At 48.3% G+C, this 20,736-nt stretch carries 14 protein-coding genes; 7 read left to right on the top strand and 7 right to left on the bottom strand.

The window, feature by feature from the left end; all coding sequences use genetic code 11:
* Positions 1-232: 232 nt before the first annotated feature.
* The 3 genes from SFV55_RS24195 to SFV55_RS24185 form a co-directional block, all read right to left on the bottom strand.
* Positions 233-4,111: a T9SS type A sorting domain-containing protein gene (locus tag SFV55_RS24195; RefSeq protein ID WP_320032146.1), complete on the bottom strand. Its 3,879-nt coding sequence runs from the start codon at positions 4,109-4,111 to the stop codon at positions 233-235.
* A 276-nt stretch (positions 4,112-4,387) separates the two neighbouring features.
* The gene (locus SFV55_RS24190) at positions 4,388-5,110 is read right to left on the bottom strand and encodes a DUF2071 domain-containing protein (RefSeq protein ID WP_320032145.1); all 723 of its coding nucleotides are present in this window, start codon (positions 5,108-5,110) and stop codon (positions 4,388-4,390) included.
* A gap of 328 nt (positions 5,111-5,438) precedes the next feature.
* Positions 5,439-6,686: a glutamate-5-semialdehyde dehydrogenase gene (locus SFV55_RS24185; RefSeq protein ID WP_320032144.1), complete on the bottom strand. Its 1,248-nt coding sequence runs from the start codon at positions 6,684-6,686 to the stop codon at positions 5,439-5,441.
* Positions 6,687-6,810: 124 nt separating this feature from the next.
* Here SFV55_RS24185 and SFV55_RS24180 point away from each other — a divergent pair, with 124 nt between their 5' ends.
* The gene (locus SFV55_RS24180) at positions 6,811-7,845 is read left to right on the top strand and encodes a hypothetical protein (RefSeq protein WP_320032143.1); all 1,035 of its coding nucleotides are present in this window, start codon (positions 6,811-6,813) and stop codon (positions 7,843-7,845) included.
* Between the two features lie 105 nt (positions 7,846-7,950).
* Here the strand turns inward: SFV55_RS24180 and SFV55_RS24175 are convergent, their stop codons facing one another.
* Complete coding sequence (locus SFV55_RS24175) at positions 7,951-9,138, bottom strand: S8 family serine peptidase (protein WP_320032142.1); 1,188 nt, start codon at positions 9,136-9,138, stop codon at positions 7,951-7,953.
* 293 nt (positions 9,139-9,431) lie between these two features.
* Here SFV55_RS24175 and SFV55_RS24170 point away from each other — a divergent pair, with 293 nt between their 5' ends.
* A complete protein-coding gene (locus SFV55_RS24170; protein ID WP_320032141.1) occupies positions 9,432-10,139 on the top strand; it encodes a rhomboid family intramembrane serine protease in 708 nt (235 codons plus the stop codon).
* Positions 10,140-10,192: 53 nt separating this feature from the next.
* On the opposite strand, the gene SFV55_RS24165 is transcribed toward SFV55_RS24170, so the two are convergent.
* Complete coding sequence (locus SFV55_RS24165; protein WP_320032140.1) at positions 10,193-11,317, bottom strand: hypothetical protein; 1,125 nt, start codon at positions 11,315-11,317, stop codon at positions 10,193-10,195.
* 586 nt (positions 11,318-11,903) lie between these two features.
* Here SFV55_RS24165 and SFV55_RS24160 point away from each other — a divergent pair.
* Positions 11,904-12,665: a hypothetical protein gene (locus tag SFV55_RS24160; RefSeq protein ID WP_320032139.1), complete on the top strand. Its 762-nt coding sequence runs from the start codon at positions 11,904-11,906 to the stop codon at positions 12,663-12,665.
* Positions 12,666-12,702: 37 nt separating this feature from the next.
* Here the strand turns inward: SFV55_RS24160 and SFV55_RS24155 are convergent, their stop codons facing one another.
* On the bottom strand, positions 12,703-14,133 hold the full coding sequence (locus SFV55_RS24155) for an ATP-binding protein (protein ID WP_320032138.1): 1,431 nt from the start codon (positions 14,131-14,133) through the stop codon (positions 12,703-12,705).
* A 132-nt stretch (positions 14,134-14,265) separates the two neighbouring features.
* Positions 14,266-17,391: an ATP-dependent DNA helicase gene (locus SFV55_RS24150; RefSeq protein WP_320032137.1), complete on the bottom strand. Its 3,126-nt coding sequence runs from the start codon at positions 17,389-17,391 to the stop codon at positions 14,266-14,268.
* A 229-nt stretch (positions 17,392-17,620) separates the two neighbouring features.
* Between SFV55_RS24150 and SFV55_RS24145 the strand changes: the two genes are divergently transcribed.
* The 4 genes from SFV55_RS24145 (at position 17,621) to SFV55_RS24130 (ending at position 20,499) form a co-directional block, all read left to right on the top strand.
* Complete coding sequence (locus SFV55_RS24145; protein ID WP_320032136.1) at positions 17,621-18,466, top strand: hypothetical protein; 846 nt, start codon at positions 17,621-17,623, stop codon at positions 18,464-18,466.
* 335 nt (positions 18,467-18,801) lie between these two features.
* Complete coding sequence (locus tag SFV55_RS24140; protein ID WP_320032135.1) at positions 18,802-19,647, top strand: methylated-DNA--[protein]-cysteine S-methyltransferase; 846 nt, start codon at positions 18,802-18,804, stop codon at positions 19,645-19,647.
* A 5-nt stretch (positions 19,648-19,652) separates the two neighbouring features.
* Positions 19,653-19,901: an Ada metal-binding domain-containing protein gene (locus SFV55_RS24135; RefSeq protein ID WP_320032134.1), complete on the top strand. Its 249-nt coding sequence runs from the start codon at positions 19,653-19,655 to the stop codon at positions 19,899-19,901.
* Positions 19,885-20,499, top strand: a complete 615-nt coding sequence (locus SFV55_RS24130) for an alpha-ketoglutarate-dependent dioxygenase AlkB (protein ID WP_320032133.1) — start codon at positions 19,885-19,887, stop codon at positions 20,497-20,499. The genes SFV55_RS24135 and SFV55_RS24130 overlap by 17 nt, the downstream gene beginning before the upstream one ends.
* Positions 20,500-20,736: the final 237 nt, after the last annotated feature.

Genomic DNA, 20,736 nt, shown 5'->3' with positions numbered 1-20,736 from the left:
CGCAGCGTTGAGTTATTAACACAAAGTAATAAACATAAACCAAAATTCTTACCTGACACGGTCCTCCTAGCTAGCCAACCATTTACTTGGTTCAGTAATGGTTAAACTAAAAAATCCCGCAGCGCCCCTCGCGCTGCGGGATCAATTTACCTACCTATCCACCCCGAAGGGTTTTTCGTCCCAACCCAGCCTACCCCATGAATTCATTCGTGGGTTCGTGGGTTATCATGGGTTATTTCACCACACTCAACCTTTGCGTCTGCACCAATCCATCGCTCAACAAGCGGATTAGGTACATGCCTGCTGGCAAAGTGCTCGTATTCACATTCAATTTGTGGAAACCTTCGGTTTGTTGCCCTTGATCCAGGGTTTGAACCAATTTGCCATTCAAATCGTAAAGGTCAATTTTCAAGGTGCGAGAGCGTCCCAAAGCATAAGTCAAAGTAGCTTGTTCTTTAGCCGGGTTGGGGTATACACTCAGTTGTACGAAGTCCGTTTCGTTGTTCTTAAGATCGACTGCTGAAGTGCTGATGTCGCCGCTGATGTAGTTGCTGAACTTGCGGGTGCTGAGGATATTGCCTTCCCCATCGAAGTAAGTGATCAGCAAGGTAGGCGCGGTTTTGGCACCACTGTTATCAGCAATCACCAGAGAGATGCCTTTTTCGATGGCCGTTCCACAGTATTCCAGATCTTCAACGGATGGGAAGCTACTGTACACATAATCTGTCCCCATCGAAGTGCTGACTGCACAGTTTTGATCATCGCGCAGGCCTTCACCTTCAATTTTGCCAGCATTCGCAGCAAAAATGTAGGGTGCAGAAGACAAGCGACCAGTACCAGGATCGGCTTGATCCAGACTCACGGCCATGGCGGCAATTTCGCTGTGGTACTTTGAGTTTGGATCTGCTTGCAAACGCACTGCGTACAATTTAGACTGGATGGCATGGCTCAGCGTAGGCACATCGTGGTTGATGATGTTGCCCTTCCATTTCAGGGTATCGCGGCAGAAAGTGCCATCGCAGTAATTCACTTGCAACACGATGTTGCTGTTATAGACCACACTTGCGCTCATCCAAAATACCAGGCTATTGTAGGCAGGAGGGCTCAAGGTAATCAGGCTGTTACTAGTCATCGGCTGAGCAAAGCCACCATCCACAGTGTAACTTCCGGCACTCAAACCAGCCGCCGCCAAAATATTCACCGAGCAAATTGGCTTGGTCGAAGGATTGGTGTAAGTGAAAATGCCCGTCTTTTTGAAATGAGAGCTCTTGAACTTCAAGTCCCATTCGCCGCAGCAATCACTAGGTTTTTGTGGTTTGCAACCATCCAGTTTGATTTCTTTGAAGCACTGCTCACCATTGGCAAACGTGATGCTGAACATGACCACCATACTTCCGGTGGTATTGTTGGGGCTGGCGTCAAAACACATATCCATCGTTGGTGCACAACCATTGGGGATAAAGTTGAAGTTGCTTTGGCCCTGATAAGCACCTAGGCTCGCGGCGCAGTTCCAGTTGGCGCTACTGATCACTCCACCTTGTACTGTGACTTGAATCAGTTTGACTTCACAAGGCGTTACCAGTTTCAGGCAGCACTTGCCCTGAATCGCTTGCAAGGTCGTTTTTTCACAACATCCACTGGATACCACTGAAGCACAAACGGTGTTGGAAGCAGCCGGAGTCAGCGGGGTATAAGTCAGGTTGCCGTTGATGATGTATTTGCCCGAACCACGGGACACAAAATCGTTGCAGGCTTGCTGGTTGGTTTGGGCATTGGCCGCTGTAGTCACTTTGAAGCTGGAGCGCAAGGTACCTCCACTGATCAGGCCATAAGCCGCGCCGTAGCCGATGCCAACATTGTTGCCGGATCCGGTGAAAGGCCAGGCGTCGGCAGTACTACCGATGTTGATGCCCATCGAGTTCAGGATGCTCAGGTTGTTGCCGGCCATGGTGCCTGCGGTACCCGTTGCCGGAGGTGTAGCCACAACTGCATAAGCGTAACCAGTTGGGTTGCTCACGCCAAACTGCGAGCCACGGGTCAAGGAGCGGTTCATCACTCTCCAGTCATTGGTGCCGTCATTCATGGGCAGCAGGTCAACCTTACGTACATCGTACAATGGGCCGGTGCCAGTGTTTTTGAGGTTCAAACGGTACCAAAGGTTGCCACCAGCAGTGGTCGTTGTGCTGTTTGCCCAGGTCACGTTGTCTTTGCTGATTTCTTTGGTCAACTCGGTGCCGTGGGTTACGTTGATGATGGTGTACACCACGTTGGAGGTTTCACCTACGGGTAGGTTGCCACCAGAACCTTTGAAGGTATTGGGAACAATGCCACTCGCTGCGTCGGCCGATACTTGTACATCAAATTCGATGAAGTAAAAAGTCACACCCTGGGTGCCGTACACCCCACAATTGGCGTAGTAAAAGTCCTGGCATTCAGCGGCGATATTCAGGTTGTTCCAGTTCAGGGTTTGGCCACTTACACTAGGGCTGCTGATTGCCCAGGGGGTCGCTCCTACCCCACCGCAGGCAGGATTGTAATTGTTGCTGGAATAGGCAATTTGGTTGCCGACATAGGCCAGACTGGGATCAAGGATGTCACTGAGGTTGAAGTTCGTGGCATTTTGGGAACCGATGTTCTGCACCCGCAAACGATAGCGGAAGGTATTTCCGGGTTGGTAAGCCACCTGTGGGCTGCAAATTTCTTTGTACAAGCACAAATCTGGTGCTGGAGTAGAAGTTACAAAACTCACGCAGCTTTGTTGATTAGAAATTTGGCTTGATGTCAAACTGGCGCAGTTGGTAATTGTCGTATTGGGTGCGACGTTGGCATTGATGGTGAAGTAAATCTGGATTTGTAAACAAGCGGAAGCGGCCAGGCCAGTTTGGCTAAAATTCAAACTTGCAACCGGGCTGCTGATCGGGGCGGTCCAGTTGATGTTCCCCGTTTGGCTGCTGGCAATGGTAGAAACCGAACTATTGGCCAAAGTAGCGGTGGCAGTAACTGGAGCAGAAGCATTGAATACAATTGAGTTAACGGTAACTCCGGCGGGCAAAACGTCCTGAATCGAAAAAGTAAGTGGGGTATTGCCATTGTTGCAGGTGGTCAGGTAGTAAATGCCTTGACAGCCGGGCATTTTGTTGTTAAGATACAAACCTTTGCTAAAAGTGCCAGAACTGATGGGCGCGGCTACCTGTACACAAGTGGTGTTGCTGGTGGCGCTGAACTGTTGGTTACAAACATTGGTGCCAGAAAGGGTAGCGGTATTGGGAATTTGAGTATTTACGGGAAAGGAAGCAGCCGGGTAATTCACCGTCACTTGACAAACCTGATACACCCAGGGGTTGGCGGCGTTGAGGTTACCCACATTCCAGGTAAGGGTGTTGCCACTTTGGGTGATGCCACAAGTGCTGGATACCAAGGTTGCGCCAGCAGGTAGTACATCAGTTACAACGGCGCTGTTCAGGTTGATTTGGCCATCGTCGTTGCCTTGGTAAGGGCTCGCTTTGTACACGATCAGGTTGTAAGTGACATTGCCACCGAGCGCCATGATGTATTGGCAGCCGTTGTTTTGAGGGTTCCAGGACAAACCTGTTACTCCCTTACTTACGGCAAAGGGATTATTTGCAGTAGCGGTCGTAGAGATAAATTCGGTGCATATTTTGGATTGGTTTTTGGCTTCCAGGCATATCTGGTTGCGCGCGGTTGTGCCGGGGCAAGTGGTGCCCGCCGGGAAGTGAACGTTGATTTGGAAAGTGCCGCTACAACCGGAGCTTACCGAGGCGAGGCTGTAGGTGACCAGGTTGCCACTCACACTTACCACTGGCGTACCACAACCGGAACCGGGAATCACTCCATCAATCACCAAACTACTTGGCACCTGATCGGTGATGGCAATGCTGGTGGCACCAGCTGGAATGGTGTAAAAAATGGTGTAGGTAAAAACGACGCCCGAAGGTACGGTAGAGTTGCTGACTTGTTTTTTCACCGCAAAACCATTGGCAGTAGCGGTATTGGTTACAGTTGGTTGATTTTGGGAAAACAATTGGCCCGAGAAACTCAGGAAAAGGACACTCAACAATGTCCACATCAAACGGCTTTGGATCTTTTTCATGTTCATAGAATTAAAAATTTGGACGAAATAGGCTTTAAGAACAGAAGCTGCTTGAGGCAGAACGAAGGGATTTTTGAACTAATTGAGGCTTATTTTTGAGTGCGTAGCAGCGCTACGGACGAAAAAATAGCCGAAAAGTAGCTCAAAAAGACCTCGTTCTGGCCAAGTGAGCTTCTGTTCTTAAAGCCTGATAAGTAGGCTTCATCTACTCATCTCCAAAGCCGTTTGTTTCTTACGCTCGTTTGCGCAGTTTTTTTCAAAAAAAATTCAAGCCCACTATTTTTTCAATAAACTCCCTTTACCTACAGCTATTTCCGAGCCTTCGGCCAAAAACACCGATTTGGGTTCGAGGCTATTTAAAAAGGCAAATTCCGCACCATAGGCATCGCCAAAATCGATGCCACAATCAAAAGTTTGTACCGCATAGGTTTGCCAGCGCGGGTGCTCCACCGCGTATTCCATTGTCTGTTGTGCATCCCAGCGAGCATAGCCCCAGTAATGCTCAGTAATAAATTCGGCTTCGCTGCCGGGCACCAAATCCACACCTTGAGCCTGGGCTGTGGCAGAAAATTGGTGCTGTCGGCCTTTTTGCGTCCAGGAATATTGCACTTGTAGTTGCTCGGGCGTTTCGTTCCATTGGTACTGCATGGGTACCGTTTTGTAGCGTTCGCGGTAGAGGGTATTGGCTACCCAGGTGATGGTGGGTACAGGCACCAACTCGCGAACGAATACTACGCCCCTTTTCCAACCCAATTCCGGGTCTTGGTAGCGTACATAAAAACGCAGGTTGATTTCTGGGAAATGGCGATGCCCCGGGAAACCCATACCCAGCACCTTGGTATTCACAAAACGGAATCCGACCAAACTGACGTAGCAGGTATCATTCCACAAATCCAGTTCCACTCCGGCTGGCATGTATGGCACCAATACCGCTGGGTCAACAGCGTAATTGAACATTAGAAGGCGACGCCACTCGGCGGTAAGGAAGGGATTTTGCATGGTAAAAATTTGATGGGCTACCTAGGAAAAGAAAACAAGATAAGGTACTTTTTCACCTTGTCGCTGCTTAGGTGTAGCTTTAGTGCCTTAAGTTTCTTAGGTGGTGAAGAAAAAAGGATTTAACCACCTAAGAATCCTAAGGCACTAAAGTAAACACCTAAGGTAGGGCTCGCTGGTTCAAGTCTCTGACTTGAACCCATTATTTCCGCATCTCTGACGCACGATCAACGCGGAAACACTGGGAAAAAACACGTCAGAGACGTGCCGATAATGGTACAAGTCTGGAGACTTGTACCAGCGCAGCGCTGAACCTAAGATCTGATTGAACCTACGCCCGAATATGCCCATCCCCTTTCACCACCCACTTGTAACTGGTCAATTCCGGCAAAGCCATCGGCCCACGAGCATGTAATTTTTGCGTACTGATGCCAATTTCTGCACCCATTCCAAATTGGGCACCATCCGTAAAGGCAGTAGAAGCATTGGTGTAAACCACCGCCGCGTCCACATCGCGCAAAAATTGCGCTTGTACCTCGGGATCTTCCGCTACAATGGTTTCGCTATGTCGAGAAGAGTACTGATCGATGTGGTCCAAGGCAGCTTGCAGGTTGGCCACCGTTTTTACCGACATTTTGTAGGACAAAAACTCGGTCCCAAAATGCTCCTCACCGGCCAGGGACAACAATTCCGCAGGGTAATGACCTTCCAGTTGCGCCAGTGCCGCTTCGTCTGCAAACAATTCCACCTGGCTTGCGGCCAAAGGTTGCACCAAGGCAGCTAAATCTCCCAAACGGGCTTCGTGGATGATCAAAGTGTCCAAGGCATTGCATACACTGACCCGCCGGGTTTTGGCATTGTTTACGATGGCACTGCCTTTGGCCAGGTCTCCGCTGGCATCAAAATAGGTATGGACAATCCCCGCCCCGGTTTCGATTACAGGCACCGTAGCGTTTTTGCGTACAAAATCGATCAGCCCCTGGCTGCCCCGGGGAATCACCAGGTCAATGTATTGGTTGGCGGTCAGAATCGGCAGAAGGGCTTCCCGCTCGCTGGGGGCGAAGTACACCGTTTGTTCCAATTGATAATCAGCCAGGATGTTTTTGATCAGTTCAACAATGGCCAGGTTGGAAAAATGGGCATCACGGCTACCTTTCAATACTGCGGCATTCCCCGATTTGAGGCAAAGAGCAAACACATCAAAGGTCACATTGGGCCGGGACTCGTATACGATGCCAATCAGACCCATGGGCACCGCGATTTTTTTGATCTCCAGGCCATTGGGCAAGGTTTTTCCTTCCAATACCCGCCCCAGCGGTGAAGGCAATTGAGCTACTTTACGAATGTCGTTGGCAATGTCCTGGAGGCGTTGGGGATTCAACAAAAGGCGATCGTACTTGGGATCGGCGGGGTCCATACGATCCAGGTCTTGTTGATTGGCGGCTAAAAGGGTGGGCGTTTGGGCAACACAGGCATCGGCCAGGCGATTGAGGATGGTATTGATGTCCGCATTGCTGAGTTGATTCAGTTTGCGGGCCGCCTGCCGGGTGGCGTGGAGTTGTTCCAGGATGGTGTCCATTGCTTAAAGTAGTTTTGATCAAAAGCCAAAAATAGGGGCAAAAAGTTTCCAGTATGGTTGAACGATTCTAAAAAAATGATGCAATTTGGCATAATATCTATCATCCAAACGTAAAAATTTCACCATGTCCAGTCGCGTTGTCTTGTTTATTCTGCTTTTCCTCCAAAGTGGATTTGTGCTGAATGCACAAAAAATCCAAACCATTGCTGGTAGCATTTCCCCTGAAAAAATGGGCCTTACCCTCATCCACGAGCACGTGTTTCTCGATTGGTCAGGAGCCGAAAAAACTCGACCCGAACTTTGGAACAACGACTCAGCAGTAGCGGTCATCCTCCCCTACTTGCGGGCAGTCCAAAAATATGGAGTCAAAACCATCCTGGAATGCACCCCTAAATTCATAGGCCGCAACCCCAGATTGCTGGCGCGTTTGGCGGATAGTACCGGGCTACAGTTTTTGAGCAATACGGGGTATTATGGGGCACGTTGGGACAATCACATTCCAGCCAGCGCCTATACTGAATCAGTGGAACAAATTGCCGAACGCTGGCTGGATGAATTCAAAAACGGCATTGACGGCACTTCAATTCGGCCCGGTTTCATCAAAATTGGCGTGGATGGAGAATCAACCCTTTCCGAGATTGATGCCAAAATTGTACGCGCTGCAGCACTCACCCATTTGCGTAGCGGCCTGACGATTGTGGCCCATACAGGCCCTGATGCATTGGCTTTACGGCAAGTAGAAATCCTGGAGCAAGCTGGCGTAGCGCTCAATGCCTGGGTATGGACACACGCGCAGCAAGGCACCGACCCTACGCGGATTGCCCTTGCCAAAAAAGGAGCCTGGATTTCGTTGGATGGCCTGGGTTGGGTGGATCCTGCTGAACGAGGCAGGGATTCTACGGCTTTGATGAGTTATGTCAAGGCCATTGAGGGATTGAGGGCGGCGGGTTGTTTGCAGCGGGTTTTGCTGTCGCACGATGCGGGTTGGTATACGCATGGGGTGCCGGGCGGTGGGCGCTTTCAGCCGTATACATTGATTTTTACGCACCTTTTGCCGGTTTTGCGGGAGCGGGGTTTTTCGGAAAAAGAACTTGATTTGATGTTGGTGAAAAATCCGCAGGAGGCTTTTAAAATCAGGGTACGAACTCAAAGAAAATAACTCCTGAGGTGCCTCTTCGGTGCCTTTAGTTTCTTAGGTGGTGAAAAATTTTTTTCTTCACCACCTAAGAAACCTAAGGCACTGAAGGGGCACTTCAGGAGCGAGTCATTCTCTCGCAATAGGATCAGCCACCCCATCCGGGTCATTTTTCGCCGTTCCTCGCCTTGGTATCCCCACCCCTCGAATCAGCAACAAGGCCGCCACATGTGGCGCTGCCGCCGAAGTACCCGAAGCAATCGCATACCGCCCATTCAACCAGGTAGAAGTAATCCGCACCCCATAAGCCGCCACATCCACCACATCATTGCCAAAATTGGAAAAACTGGCAAAAGTATCCGTACTATCTACCGCCGATACTGTAAAAACGTTGCTGTGGTTGATCCGGGCAGGCGAATATGCCGAAGCAGCTTCCCCCTCATTCCCGGCGGCAATGGCAAATAGAATACCCTTTTCGGCAGCAGCGCGGATTTCGCGTTCCAAGGCCAGAGAGGTGCCTTCGCCCCCCAGACTCATGTTGACCACATCGCCCGCCTGGCCATTCTGACTGGCATAAGTCACGGCGCGCAAGATATCCGAAACCCGGCCTTCACCGTCTTTGTCCAAAACTTTGAGTGCCACCATGTGGGCACCCGAAGCGACGCCCAAAACCCCCAGGTTGTTATTAAGTGCCCCGATGATACCCGCCACGTGGGTGCCGTGTCCGTTCACATCATCCACCGTGGTTTCGCCAGAAACAAAGGATTGGCTGCGTTCAATATCAATGTTGAGGTCGGGATGGTCCAAATCGACGCCAGAATCGATGATCCAGACGGTTTTATCGCTGAAATTGAGGCCGTTGCCGTAGCCCGTTTTGCGCACATTCCACACCACCTGCCGGGCACTCACCAGTTCTACACAGGCACAAAGCCCCAGAATGCGGTCGGGCTCAACAAAATCAACGGCAGGGTCATTTTGCAAACGTTGAACGGTGGCTTCACTGAGTTGGGCCACAAAGCCATCGATGGCAGCACCGTGAAAACTACTTTCGATGTTTTCTTCCTGTGTGCTGCTGTAGCGTTGCATCAGGTCTTCGGCTTGGGCTTGTACTGATGCCGCACTGGCACTGCTGCGCAGGCTACCTTCTTTCATCACTACGATATAGGTATCCACAATGATGGCTCCACTGGTCGCCGAAGCTTTGACCAAACAATCATCGGGTTCGGCTGGAGTAGTCGTCAAACTGTCGTCTGCATCGGGGGTACAAGCCCACAAACCCAACAGCATGAGCACTGCTAAATAAGTTACCCTTGACATAATTTCCTTTTTTACCGGGTGAATCAAACAATGGAATAAGGGTAAAGCATGGAGCCATGTACTCAGATTGGTGAGGAGAATGGGTTGATTAGACTTAAAAACGACAATTCTCATTTTGGAGGTGAAAAGAAAAGCTTAAGATTTTGTCAGTGAAATGCTAAAGTCGTCTATTGAAATCCCTTTTTGATCCAAAATCCCGAACGGGCTATGCCCAAAAACTTTTCCTTGCATCTATCCGTTAAAATCTGCATAATGCAGCTTCTGTTCATAATGTCATTTGAAAACAGGAAATCATGTCATCAAAAAAAGTAGTCCAGCAGCGCGTATACGAAAGCCTTTCGCTTCCCTTTAAATTTGTGGTGGGCATTTGGCTGATCCATTTTGCCCAGAGCATTTTACATTTGAATCTGGGCAGTTGGGGCATTTACCCCCGGGAGACCTTTGGATTGCCGGGCATCATCACTGCGCCCCTGATCCACGCCGATTTTCCACACTTGTTGTCCAATACCCCGCCCTTGTTTGTGCTGAGCGCAATGGTGCTGTTTTTTTACCGCTCGGTGGCCATCTCCAGCATCTCGCTGATCTATTTGCTCACTGGGGCTGCGGTATGGGTATTCGGCCGCCCGGTATTCCATATTGGTGCCAGCGGGGTGATTTATGGTTTGGCCGCGTTTGTGGTATTCAATGGCATTTTCCGCCGCAACCTCAAATCGATCGCCCTCGCCCTGATCGTAGGTTTTTATTACGGCTCGATGATTTATGGCGTTTTCCCCGGCCAGGAAGGCGTGAGTTGGGAAAGCCATTTGTTGGGCGCAGTAGTTGGGGTATTTGCTTCCTTTGTGTTCAAAAACTCCATTGAACGGGATGAGCATCGGGAAATTCCCTCCTGGGAGAATGACCCGACTTACAACCAGGAACAGTTCTTTTTGAACCGCGATGCGTTTTTGAAAACGAAATCGGAGCGGGAAAAGGAGACGAGGGATAATGATTGGTTTCGGTAGGTGAGGTTAGTTTGTAAAAAACCAGGTTGAAATCACTGCTATCCCCCTTCCTATCATTGCTTCACCAACCGTACACTCCCGTACCTGGAGCGAAGCACATAAAGCCCCGGTTCCAACCTGCTTACATCCAGCATTTTGTCCTTGCCATGGTAGACAACCTGCCCCAAGCCATTGTATAAGTGGTAAAATTCGCCAGCAGGCAATCCACGCAGCTCGGCTTGATCGCTCGCTGGATTGGGCCAAATTTCCAGGGGAACGGCACCTATTTGGGGAGAATTCACTGCCACCGTCGTTTGATTGAAGCAATTTTTTGGGTAGTTTTTCACCGTTTCCCAGGCGATGCTTTGCATTTTAGCGGCCAAAGCGGGTGATGGTGCAGTAAAATTTCCACCCCACCATACCTGAAGTTGGTTCCCCAAACCTTCCGGGCTTTTGCGGTGAATGGCCGCGTAATGCACACAAGCAACGAAATATTTCCCCACGTCATTCAAATGGATGCGATCGCTGAACAGGTCATCAATTTTGCCAATCCCTGGCAAGGCGCCACTGGGAATCAGATCGTACAAACGAGCCAAACCTTGTGCCGCCGGGATCATACAAACAGGCTTGCGGGGTTTGTATTTGTTGTTCAAATAACTCACTACACTTTCCCACATGGGCAGATCATCACTGAGGCGCTGCCGCCATTTTGCTGCATTTACGTCGTAGTCACAGCCAGTAGGTGTGCCGCTATCCAGGCAATGCCAATCTTCGTACAAGTACACCTGGATATTGGGATTGGCCCGGGTAGCGTACACATAAAAACTGTCGGCATACTGGTAGGTCTCATCAATGATTCGTTGGTACCTGGGTACACTTTCTGTCAGCACCAGCACATCAAATTTGCCCGTGGACAATCCAAATGAGTTGTCGTAAAAGCCGTGATAATGTGGAGGGATGGGGGTGTAATCCCTGGCCGTTTTGCGTTGCCACTGCCAGCGCAATGGTGCGCCGGGTATGCCCTGATAGGTCCAGTTGAAGCTGCCCGGTTTAGCCTGATTGGACAGGGAAGCAACCATATCCGGAATCTGATCGGACAAGCTATGCCCAATGTAAAAGGCATTGATTTTGTCTTGGGCAAAAAGACAAGTGCTGATCCCGTAAAGTACCAGCAACAGTAGCGTTTTGTGTCGATTCATCGCTTAAATGTTCATTCGGTTTAGATTCCAACAATCCCGTAGCGTGGGATGTTCATCATCCAGTCTTGTGCTCGAAAACGGCTCATCGAAGTACGAATGGCGCTTGAAGGCTTTCAGGTGGGCATTTCCCAGCATGGCATGGGGCTTTTACATTTTTTCGTACGAAAAAATGGGGCGTGATACACTTTTCTGGAGGAAAGGGGGGAATTGGGGCATTCGATTTTTGTACTCATTGCCCAAATTCCAGGCTTACGACCAGCGGCATAGCCGCGAAACGTCGATAGAGGTGATGTGCAAATGTTGAATAAAGGTGCGCACCGGAAGATTCTTCAATGATATCAAGATCCATTTAGTGGGTTCCGGTGCTGCACCTTTGACCTAACATCTTACCATTTTCCCTAATGACGTTTTGCGGCGCTGCCGCTGGTCGTTTCCTTAGACTCCGCTGCTTTATTCAAGATCGCCAGGGTAAAAAACAAACTGCAGCTTACCACTTTGATTCTTGCCCAAAACACCTTAAATTGCCCTACGAACAATCACAACATGCAAGCAATCAGCAATATTTATAAGGTCGAAAACAATGTAGATGAAAGTAGAACTTGAAGAATTAATAGACAAGTTGAGTTCTGGACATAAAATCAGTGATTTACTCCCAAAAGCAATTTTGATTGCGAAGAAATTAAATCAAAAGGAACTTATAAAATGGTTGAAGTTAGAACTTCATGGGTATTTCAGTACAAATCCAGAAATGACTGACAAAGATGAAGTACCCCAATATCGAACTGTTGCAGGAATTTATTACGACAAGTTCGGGAATCCATTGATTCTTAACGACCCTAAATATTCATTTATTAATGAAACCAGATTAAGGAACAGTATATCCGAAATTGAAGCACTAGGAAAGGAGTCAACGGGTTTCATTCAGATCATAAATTATGATGCATCATATCTACTTAAACAGTACTTTAATATTGAAATTCAATGTTTTAAATTTCCTGTAGCAGCTTTAAAAAATATCCTTGATAGAGTTAGAATGGAAACATTAGAAAGGATGCTATCCTTAGAAATAGCTGCATCTAGTCAAAATACTCCCAAATCTAAAAAAGCATTTATAGGTAATCTAAATGCTCTAATTATTGAAAACAGGTTAAAAGAAGCATTAGAATTAGCTGAACATGAAACTCAAGATGACTCAAAACTTGAAAAAGAAGTTATTCTTCAAAAAGCCAGACTCAATGAACTAGAAAGACAGGAAAGGTTGGGAACTGCGAAGCCAGAAGAAATCGAAATACAGAAAATAAAAATAAGGGCTGCAATTCTTGAGTTAGGGGATCATCTATCGAAATAAAATTTTTATGGAGTGAAATAGCTACAATTTAGTCGTCTCAAAACAAATCATCCAAACTCAAAGACTGACTCACCAAACCCCGCGAATGCATATTCTCTGCCAGGCCAAAAGTGGAGATTAACACCCAGGCTACGTGTTTTTTAGTAGCCGTAAGCTCTTGAAAACGCCCCATCACTTGACGTAGGTGATCGGCATATTCTTTACTCAGGGTAAAAACCTGGTTGTAAAATTTGACTTCAAACAGGTTGATCGTATGGTCATTGCGTTCGAGGACGAGATCAATCTGCAGGCCTTGCTCAGTGTTGGTGCTTTTTTTGTAAAACGATGCTGCCCGACTGTAAATCCCCGCTATACTCATCGCTTGTTTGATGCGCTCAATGTGTTTAAGGCAGATGTTTTCAAAGGCATAACCCGTCCAGGTTTTATAGCCCGCAGTTTGGCTCAAATGCTGCCAGATATTGCCCCCTTGAAAACGATTTTGCTCCACAAACTGAAGATAAAATAAGGAATACTCATCGCAGACCCGATAAATTTTATCTTTTTTCTTTTTGTCAAAAGGGTAATACTCAGCAACAAAACCGGATTGGATTAAATCATTCAACACCTTAGTCAAACCACCACTTGCTTCTAATTTGGCCTGCTGTGCCAATTCGCTACGCGTCATGCCTTGTTTTTTGCTGGCCAAAGTACGCACCACTTGGATGTGTCTTTCTGCATGCGTAAATAGCGAAAAATAAAGCCGATTGAATTCATCGCTCAGCAAGCCCTGTTTGGCAAAACAAATGCGGTCAATATTTTGAACAATGCTGTATGCTGAATTGAGTTCTTTTAAATAATGAGGAATGCCACCCATTGCCATGTACAATTCGGTGATTTGGTAGCGGCTAAAGGAATGATGGCGCGTTTTTAAGTAAGCTTCGGTTTCGCTCAGGGTGAAAGGCTCCAGGTGCAGGCGTTTGGTGATGCGATTGTGCAAACCACCTGTGTCGTTCACAATGCGCTGAATCATCCACGAGGCGGCAGAGCCACAAATCACAATGATTAAATTCTGACGAGAAGCCCAACTGTTCCAAAAATACCCGAAAGCTTGTAAAAAACTTGATTTTTGGGTGGCCAGCCAGGGCAGTTCATCAAAAAATACAACTTTCTTTTCGGTTGATGAGAGTCTTTTTTGGAGAAAATTGCGCAAAATCTTAAAGGCTTCGGCCCAACTTTGGGGCGTACTAATCGGGTGCTCACTTTGTGAATACGCCGAAAACTGGTCAGCAAAGTTTTGCAATTGTACATTCAAAGCTCCATCCTGTATACCCACCAGATCAAAAACAATTTGAGTTTGGTAACACTGCGTCACTAAAAACGTTTTGCCAACACGCCGCCGACCCGTTATCGCAACCAACTCTGCTTCTGGTGATTGCAGCAGGTTTTTTAATGATTTTTGCTCCTCGATTCTGCCAATGAGTTGTTGCATAATTTCGACTTATACTCTGCTAAATGTGGTTAAAAATAGATAGATTTAGCAAAGTATACAAATTTATACTCTGCTAAATGCAGGTAAAAATAGATAGATTTAGCAAAGTATAGATTTGGTCATTAGCCCCCCCTACCCCTCATCATCCAACTCCCCCACCACAACCCTTTCAATTCGATCCACGCCCCCTTCCCGTTTCACAAAATTACACCAGGCACAATTCGGCTTCCCGCAGCCCTCATAAAACTCCTGCTTGCGGATTTTCGTGTAGGCTTCCCGGATCATTTGCCGCATAAAGGCTGTATCATCCGCAGTGTAGCTCAATTGTACCACTGGGAATTGCCCATCCGGCGTAGGGTCCAGGTAAGCGATTTCGCCGAAGGTGACCCGGCGGGACGAGCGGTCGAAATGTTCAAAAAGCAGTTTGTAAAAAAGCAGTTGCCGCCAGTAGCTGCCGCCGTGGGGGTTGGTATCGCTGGGTCGGCGCAGTTTGCTGGTATCGTGGCTACCCGTTTTATAGTCGATGATGCCCACGCGGAGCTGGTCGTAGTATTCAATTTTGTCGATGGTGCCCGTGAGCGGTACCCCGTCGACCTCCACCTGGCGGATGGTGTATTCCACCTTCACTCGTTTGTGCCAGCGGCCGTAGTAATAGTTGTAGTAGCGGCTCAGTTGGCGTTTGCCCAGTTCCAGGCGGCGCTCGAAGGAGGCGTTGGAGAGTTGTTGGCGTTGGCGGTTCAGTTCCTGTTCGAAGAAGTAGAGCAGTTCTTTTTCTGAGGGGAAGAGCCGTTGTGGGGAGGCCAACATGCGCAAAAACAATCGTTGCAAAGTATTGTGTACCGCAGTGCCGTATGCCGTGGCCTCATTGTGCAAGCCCGGCACCTTCAGGATGTACTCGTAATAATAAGCCAGGGGGCAATTCAAAAAGGTATTCAAGGCCGAGATGCTCATACGGAAATCGCGTAGCAGCGCCTCCACCATGCCCCGATCCTGAGGGGCAATTTTTGGCTTTTCCTGTTCCTGCAAGCGCAGCAACTGAGTACCCAGGATATCCGCAGCGGGCAGCACCTTTTGTTCCAAACTCAGCACCTCGGTGCTCAACAACTCGTCGATGTACAAGGCCCGTTGCAATTCTTTCTCCGTATCGTCCTGCCGGGCGTAAGACAGGTGCAGGAAGCTTTTGGCCCGGGTCATCGCCACATAAAACAAGCGGCGACGCGCCTCCGTGGCATCCTCTTCCCCCGAATACGTCAAAGTTTCCGGCAAGGAAAAACGGTAACTGTTGCGCCCATTGGAAGGCTCCCAGTAGTCTTTTACACAATCCAACATAAAGACAGCCTTGAACTCCAAGCCCTTCGCGCCATGCGCCGTGAGGAGTTGTACCCCCACCTGATCGTCGCTCAGGCGGCTCAGGGCCAAGGGCAGGCGGTTGGCCTCCATGCGGTGCAGGTTGTGCAGCAGTTCGCTGAGGCTGTAGTGGGGTTGGCGTTGGCATTCTTCCCGCACATATTGGAAAAAGGTGTGCAGCACCTGGATTTGCCAGGCGTGATTGGGCTGCGCCAGGATGAATTGCAAAAAGCCCGAGCGATTCAGCAATTTTTCCAATAAAACCGGCAAGGGTTCATTCAAACTATCCGAGATGAGTTCCTCCAGCAAAATGGCGAAGTTGCTCAGGGTATTGGCATGTTCCAGATTCAGTTCCGCCAGGGCACCTTGATCCAGCAGCAGCTCGCGCCAGGGCGGGCGGGCATCGGTAGGGAAGCGCGACAGGTGGGTACTCAACCGCGCCAGTTCCACGGGTGGAATGCCCAAAAACTGTGCGTGCAGGATTTGAAACAACTTCTGTTCCCCCGAATGCGGCTGCAAGGTTTCGTGGTGCAGGTAGTCCAACAAGTTGCGCAGCCGTTGGATCAGTGGCAGTTCCAGGATGTTCACATCCCGCCGGGTGAGGTAAGGGATGCCTTTTTTTTCCAATAGACCCAGCAAATTGCGTACCTGACGATGCTGGGCGTAGATCACCGCGATTTCCTGAAGTGGAATGCCACTTTTTTGCAGCTCCTCGATCTGCCGCACGATGTCACTTTCTTCGCTGATGCGATTGGGGTATTCTACGATGTGGGGCAGGTTTTGTCCTTTGGCGGCTGCAGCTTTGAGGTTTTTATTCAAACCCAGTGCCTGCAATTGCTGGATAACCCGCAGTTGATTGTGCTGGATGAGTTGCCCGGCACTATCCAAAAAAGGCTGGACAGAACGGTAATTTTCCGCCAGCACCACCGTGTGTAAATCCTTTTCGTAGCGGGTATAAAAGTCCGTGAGGTTCTTGAGGCGGGCACCCTGGAATTCAAAAATCGACTGGTCGTCGTCGCCCACCAAAAACACGTTGGGGGTCTCCCAGTAGTTGATCAATTGCAGCAGGATTTCGTTTTGGGAACCGTTGGTGTCCTGGTACTCGTCGACCAACACGTAGAGGTAACGTTCCTGGTAGCTGCGCAGGAGGTAGTCGTGGGTTTCAAAGGCGCGGAGCACCCAAAGGATCATGTCCTGATAATCGTAGCGGCGGGCGGCTTGTTTGGCGGCTTCGTAACGTGGGTAGAGTTCGGCGGCGGCACGCAGGCGTTGCATGCGGATTTGCTCTTCCTTGATTTTGGCTTCCTTCAGGTCGCCCTTGCGCATAGCACCCTGGTTGCGCTGGTAACGGTATTCGGGGCGTTCGGGTAGGCTGGCTAGCCAGGCATCGATTTGCTGGATGACGTACTCGGCAGTCCAGTCTTCCATTTTGCAGCGCTGGAAAAAATCCTGTAGGTGGGTTTCGTAGAAGTAGATGTCGCTTTGGCCACGTTTGAGCGGGTGCTCTACGTCCAATTGGTCCAGCAAGCCACGGATGAGATCCACCTTTTCCAAATCCCCCAATGGCTCCAAATCCTGGCGGCCAAACAATTCGAGGTTGTCCTGGATGACCGCGTTGCAAAAGGAGTGGAAGGTATAAATGTGTACCCGGTGCCCATCTGGCCCGATGAGTTGCAACAGGCGCTCGCGCATGGCGGTCACCCCGGCATCGGTAAAGGTGAGGCAAAGGATGTTTTGCGCCTGGGTATCGGTTTCGATCAGGATTTTACCAATCCGCGAGGCCAAAATATGCGTCTTCCCAGTGCCCGGCCCCGCAATCACCATCACCGGCCCTTCAATCTGCTCAACGGCGGAACGCTGGGCAGGATTGAGTTTTTCTAACTCGCGAAGGAAAGACTCGGTGTACTGCATTAATTAAAGATGAAAGATGAAAGATGAAAGATGAAAGGGGCAGGGCTTTCATCTTCTTTTCGGGTGGTAAGTTAAGGATTTTGGGGAAATTTGGAGATCGCACGGTGGCAGTAGCTTTTTTGTGCCTAACTGCATAGATTTGTTTTGTAAAAAAGAACTATTCAGGGAGCTTAAGAGCGTTTAAACAAGGTGCCTAATTGCATTTGAATGCCTGAAAAATATCTATACAATGGTTAACGGATTGAAGTTATTGGCCATAACCGGGTTTGTAATTATCACCAATTGTTCTTGTGGTAAAAGGGCTGTTCAGGATCACATTTCGGCAACCTCTGTAGACAAAAAAGAAGAGCACATCCAAAATGAGGCAAGTACAGATATATACAGTTTAAATCAAGAGAGAGCATTAGAAAAGGCTTTAAATCTTGCACAACAAAACATCAACTCACCGAATTTCATTGAAACATTTGAAACCAAAATCAAGGGTTTTGCTAATATCTCCACAAGTATCGAGATTGGGCATTTATTTTCGAGCGAACAGCGCCATATCATAATTCGAAGAAAAAGTGAAATGGATGTTTTTTTAAATATCTATAGCATTTCGAAGGAAAAACCTATGCTCGCGTTATTTTATGAGCAGGGCGGGTTAGAATATGTTTCTGATACCATTCAAGATGTAAATGGTGACCAACAGCCAGATTTTCTCATCAATTGGTACGGTAGCATTGGTTGCTGCTTAAAGAACTTTTATGATGTTTATTTGCTTGAAAAAAATGCTAATAAATTTTCAAAAGGGTATGAATTCATTAATCCCACCTTTTCAGCCAAAGAAAAAATGGTCAGAGGAGTTGGCTATGGTCATCCTGGAGCAACTTACTTATACAAATTTCATTGGGATGGTTTCAATATTGACACCCTCGAATACATTTTCCCCGATGAAAAACGAAAAGGGCAATATCTAAAATCAGCGACAGAGCCATATGACGCTGATGACGTGCAAGAAATTCGGCTAAAAAGTGTTCCGATAGAGTACAAAGGGATTTATGGCTACGATTGGTTTTTGGGAAAAATCAACTAAAAATTCTTACTCAAATGTGAGCTTTGAATTATTTTACCGCAGAGTTTCGCTGAGTACCCACCGAGTTTCACAGAGTTTTTAGTTTTTAGGAGTTTTGCCACCGAAGGTGGCCTAAACTCAGCGAAACTCGGTGGGTACTCAGCGAAACTCTGCGGTAAAATATGTTTAATTTAAAATGCGAGATAAATTGTTTAAAAAACTTATTAACACCCTGGTATTCAAGGGAAAAATTCAAAATTCACGTCACTCAAATGAACATCCCCACAACCTCCGCAAGTTTCGGATTTTATCCCAGCCCCATTCCCACGATCTTTGTATCGTAAAAGGCACCAACGATGAACACACAAGATCAACTCAACTACACCCGCATTGCCGAGGCAATTGACTACATCCGCACCCACTTCAAAGACCAGCCCAATCTGGACGAAGTAGCCGAGAAGGTACACCTAAGCCCTTTTCATTTTCAGCGTTTGTTTAGCGACTGGGCGGGGACGAGTCCGAAGAAGTTTTTGCAGTACATCAGCGTGCAGCACGCCAAAAAACTCTTGAAAGAAGAACAGGCGACCCTGTTTGATACCGCTTATGAAACCGGGCTTTCGGGCACCAGCAGGCTCCACGACCTCTTCATCAACATCGAAGGCATGACGCCTGCGGAGTACAAAAACGGCGCAAAAAATCTGGACATCAATTACAGTTTTGCCGAAAGCCCCTTTGGCAATCTGATCGTGGCCTCGACCGTCAAAGGGGTTTGTTTCATGGGCTTTTATGAAGACGAACCCACTGCCTTTGCGGCGCTTCAGGCGCATTTTCCCCACGCACAATTCAGCCGTAAACTGGACATGATTCAGCAAAATGCCCTGTTCATTTTTCAAAATGACTGGAGCAAGTTGCATGAAATCAAGTTGCACCTCAAAGGCACCGACTTCCAACTCAAAGTGTGGGAAACCCTGCTCAAAATCCCCATGGGGCAACTGGCCACCTATGGCGCCATCGCCCAAAAAATTGGCAACCCAAATGCTTCGCGCGCCGTTGGCACCGCCATTGGCAGCAATCCGGTGGCCTTTTTGATTCCTTGCCACCGCGTGATTCAATCAACGGGAACCTTTGGGGGCTACATGTGGGGGCCTACGCGCAAAACTGCGATGATTGGATGGGAAGGAGCAAAAACGCAAACAAATTGAGGCCGATGCTGTTTCATGAATGCGTCAACGACGCCGAATTGAGGCGGGCTATCCGCAGTAAGGCCATCGTTTTGGGCGGCAACAAACAATTAAAAATATACGGTACCTTGCATTGTGCCTCGGGCAAAAGAATGAAACGGGCCAACCGCGTCTTTTTTGCCTCCGTAGAAGACGCCATCGAAAGTGGCTTCCGTCCTTGCGGACATTGTATGAGGAATGAATACCAAAAATGGAAACATGGACTTGTTCAGTAATCTTGCAGATGCGACCATCAACCTGCTACCACAAGACGGGATTGTCAATTATTATGGCCAAATCTTCTCCAAGGAGGAGGCCGATCTGTACTACCAGCAATTGCTGCACAAGATCGAATGGCGCAACGATGAAGCCCTGATGTTTGGCAAATTGATCACTACCAAGCGCAAGGTAGCCTGGTACGCTGAGACAGATTTTGAATACACTTATTCCAAAATTACCAAACGCGCCTTGCCCTGGACGCCCGAGTTGCTGGAACTGAAAAAAATCACCGAAGAAAAAACGGGCGAAACCTACAATTCCTGTCTGCTCAACCTCTACCACAGTGGTGAAGAAGGTATGGCCTGGCACAGCGATGGGGAAAAGGATTTAAAAAAGGATGGGGCGATTGGTTCTTTGAGTTTTGGGGCGGAGCGCAAGTTTGCGTTCAAACACAAGTCGAGCAAAGAAACGATCGGGGTTCTGCTGGAGCACGGCAGTTTGCTGGTGATGAAGGGGACGACGCAGACGTACTGGTTGCATCGTTTGCCGCCGACTAAAACGGTGGGGAGTCCACGGGTGAATTTGACTTTTCGGACGATTGTGGAAGCGCGGTGAGAAATTGCGCAAAAAATGTCGCTCTTCCTGTGGTGTATCTACAGTTTCTTGGGTTTCTTAGGTGGTGAAAAATTCTTGTCGCACAAGCTTTTTCTTTTTCACCACCTAATTCTACTTTGTCAGATTAAATTTTGATGTAATACCTAATTTTGTCTGCAAGCCGTTGCGCCTGTCTTTTCAAGATTGCGAGGTTCAAAAGTTCGGGATTGTCGAGTTTGTTTTGAAGTTTTTTGGCCA

This window comes from Haliscomenobacter sp., from assembly GCF_033763495.1.
In the GTDB taxonomy this organism is placed as follows: domain Bacteria; phylum Bacteroidota; class Bacteroidia; order Chitinophagales; family Saprospiraceae; genus Haliscomenobacter.
The sequence above is the reverse complement of the archived record's forward strand: the minus strand, read 5'-3'. Positions and strand labels throughout refer to the sequence as shown.

Coding starts and splice junctions, on each gene's coding strand:
- SFV55_RS24150 (WP_320032137.1), bottom strand. CDS start 17,391: ATGCAGTACACCGAGTCTTTCCTTCGCGAGTTAGAAAAACTCAATCCT.
- SFV55_RS24175 (WP_320032142.1), bottom strand. CDS start 9,138: ATGTCAAGGGTAACTTATTTAGCAGTGCTCATGCTGTTGGGTTTGTGG.
- SFV55_RS24165 (WP_320032140.1), bottom strand. CDS start 11,317: ATGAATCGACACAAAACGCTACTGTTGCTGGTACTTTACGGGATCAGC.
- SFV55_RS24180 (WP_320032143.1), top strand. CDS start 6,811: ATGTCCAGTCGCGTTGTCTTGTTTATTCTGCTTTTCCTCCAAAGTGGA.
- SFV55_RS24195 (WP_320032146.1), bottom strand. CDS start 4,111: ATGAAAAAGATCCAAAGCCGTTTGATGTGGACATTGTTGAGTGTCCTT.
- SFV55_RS24190 (WP_320032145.1), bottom strand. CDS start 5,110: ATGCAAAATCCCTTCCTTACCGCCGAGTGGCGTCGCCTTCTAATGTTC.
- SFV55_RS24170 (WP_320032141.1), top strand. CDS start 9,432: ATGTCATCAAAAAAAGTAGTCCAGCAGCGCGTATACGAAAGCCTTTCG.
- SFV55_RS24155 (WP_320032138.1), bottom strand. CDS start 14,133: ATGCAACAACTCATTGGCAGAATCGAGGAGCAAAAATCATTAAAAAAC.
- SFV55_RS24130 (WP_320032133.1), top strand. CDS start 19,885: ATGGACTTGTTCAGTAATCTTGCAGATGCGACCATCAACCTGCTACCA.
- SFV55_RS24140 (WP_320032135.1), top strand. CDS start 18,802: ATGAACACACAAGATCAACTCAACTACACCCGCATTGCCGAGGCAATT.
- SFV55_RS24135 (WP_320032134.1), top strand. CDS start 19,653: ATGCTGTTTCATGAATGCGTCAACGACGCCGAATTGAGGCGGGCTATC.
- SFV55_RS24185 (WP_320032144.1), bottom strand. CDS start 6,686: ATGGACACCATCCTGGAACAACTCCACGCCACCCGGCAGGCGGCCCGC.
- SFV55_RS24160 (WP_320032139.1), top strand. CDS start 11,904: ATGAAAGTAGAACTTGAAGAATTAATAGACAAGTTGAGTTCTGGACAT.
- SFV55_RS24145 (WP_320032136.1), top strand. CDS start 17,621: ATGGTTAACGGATTGAAGTTATTGGCCATAACCGGGTTTGTAATTATC.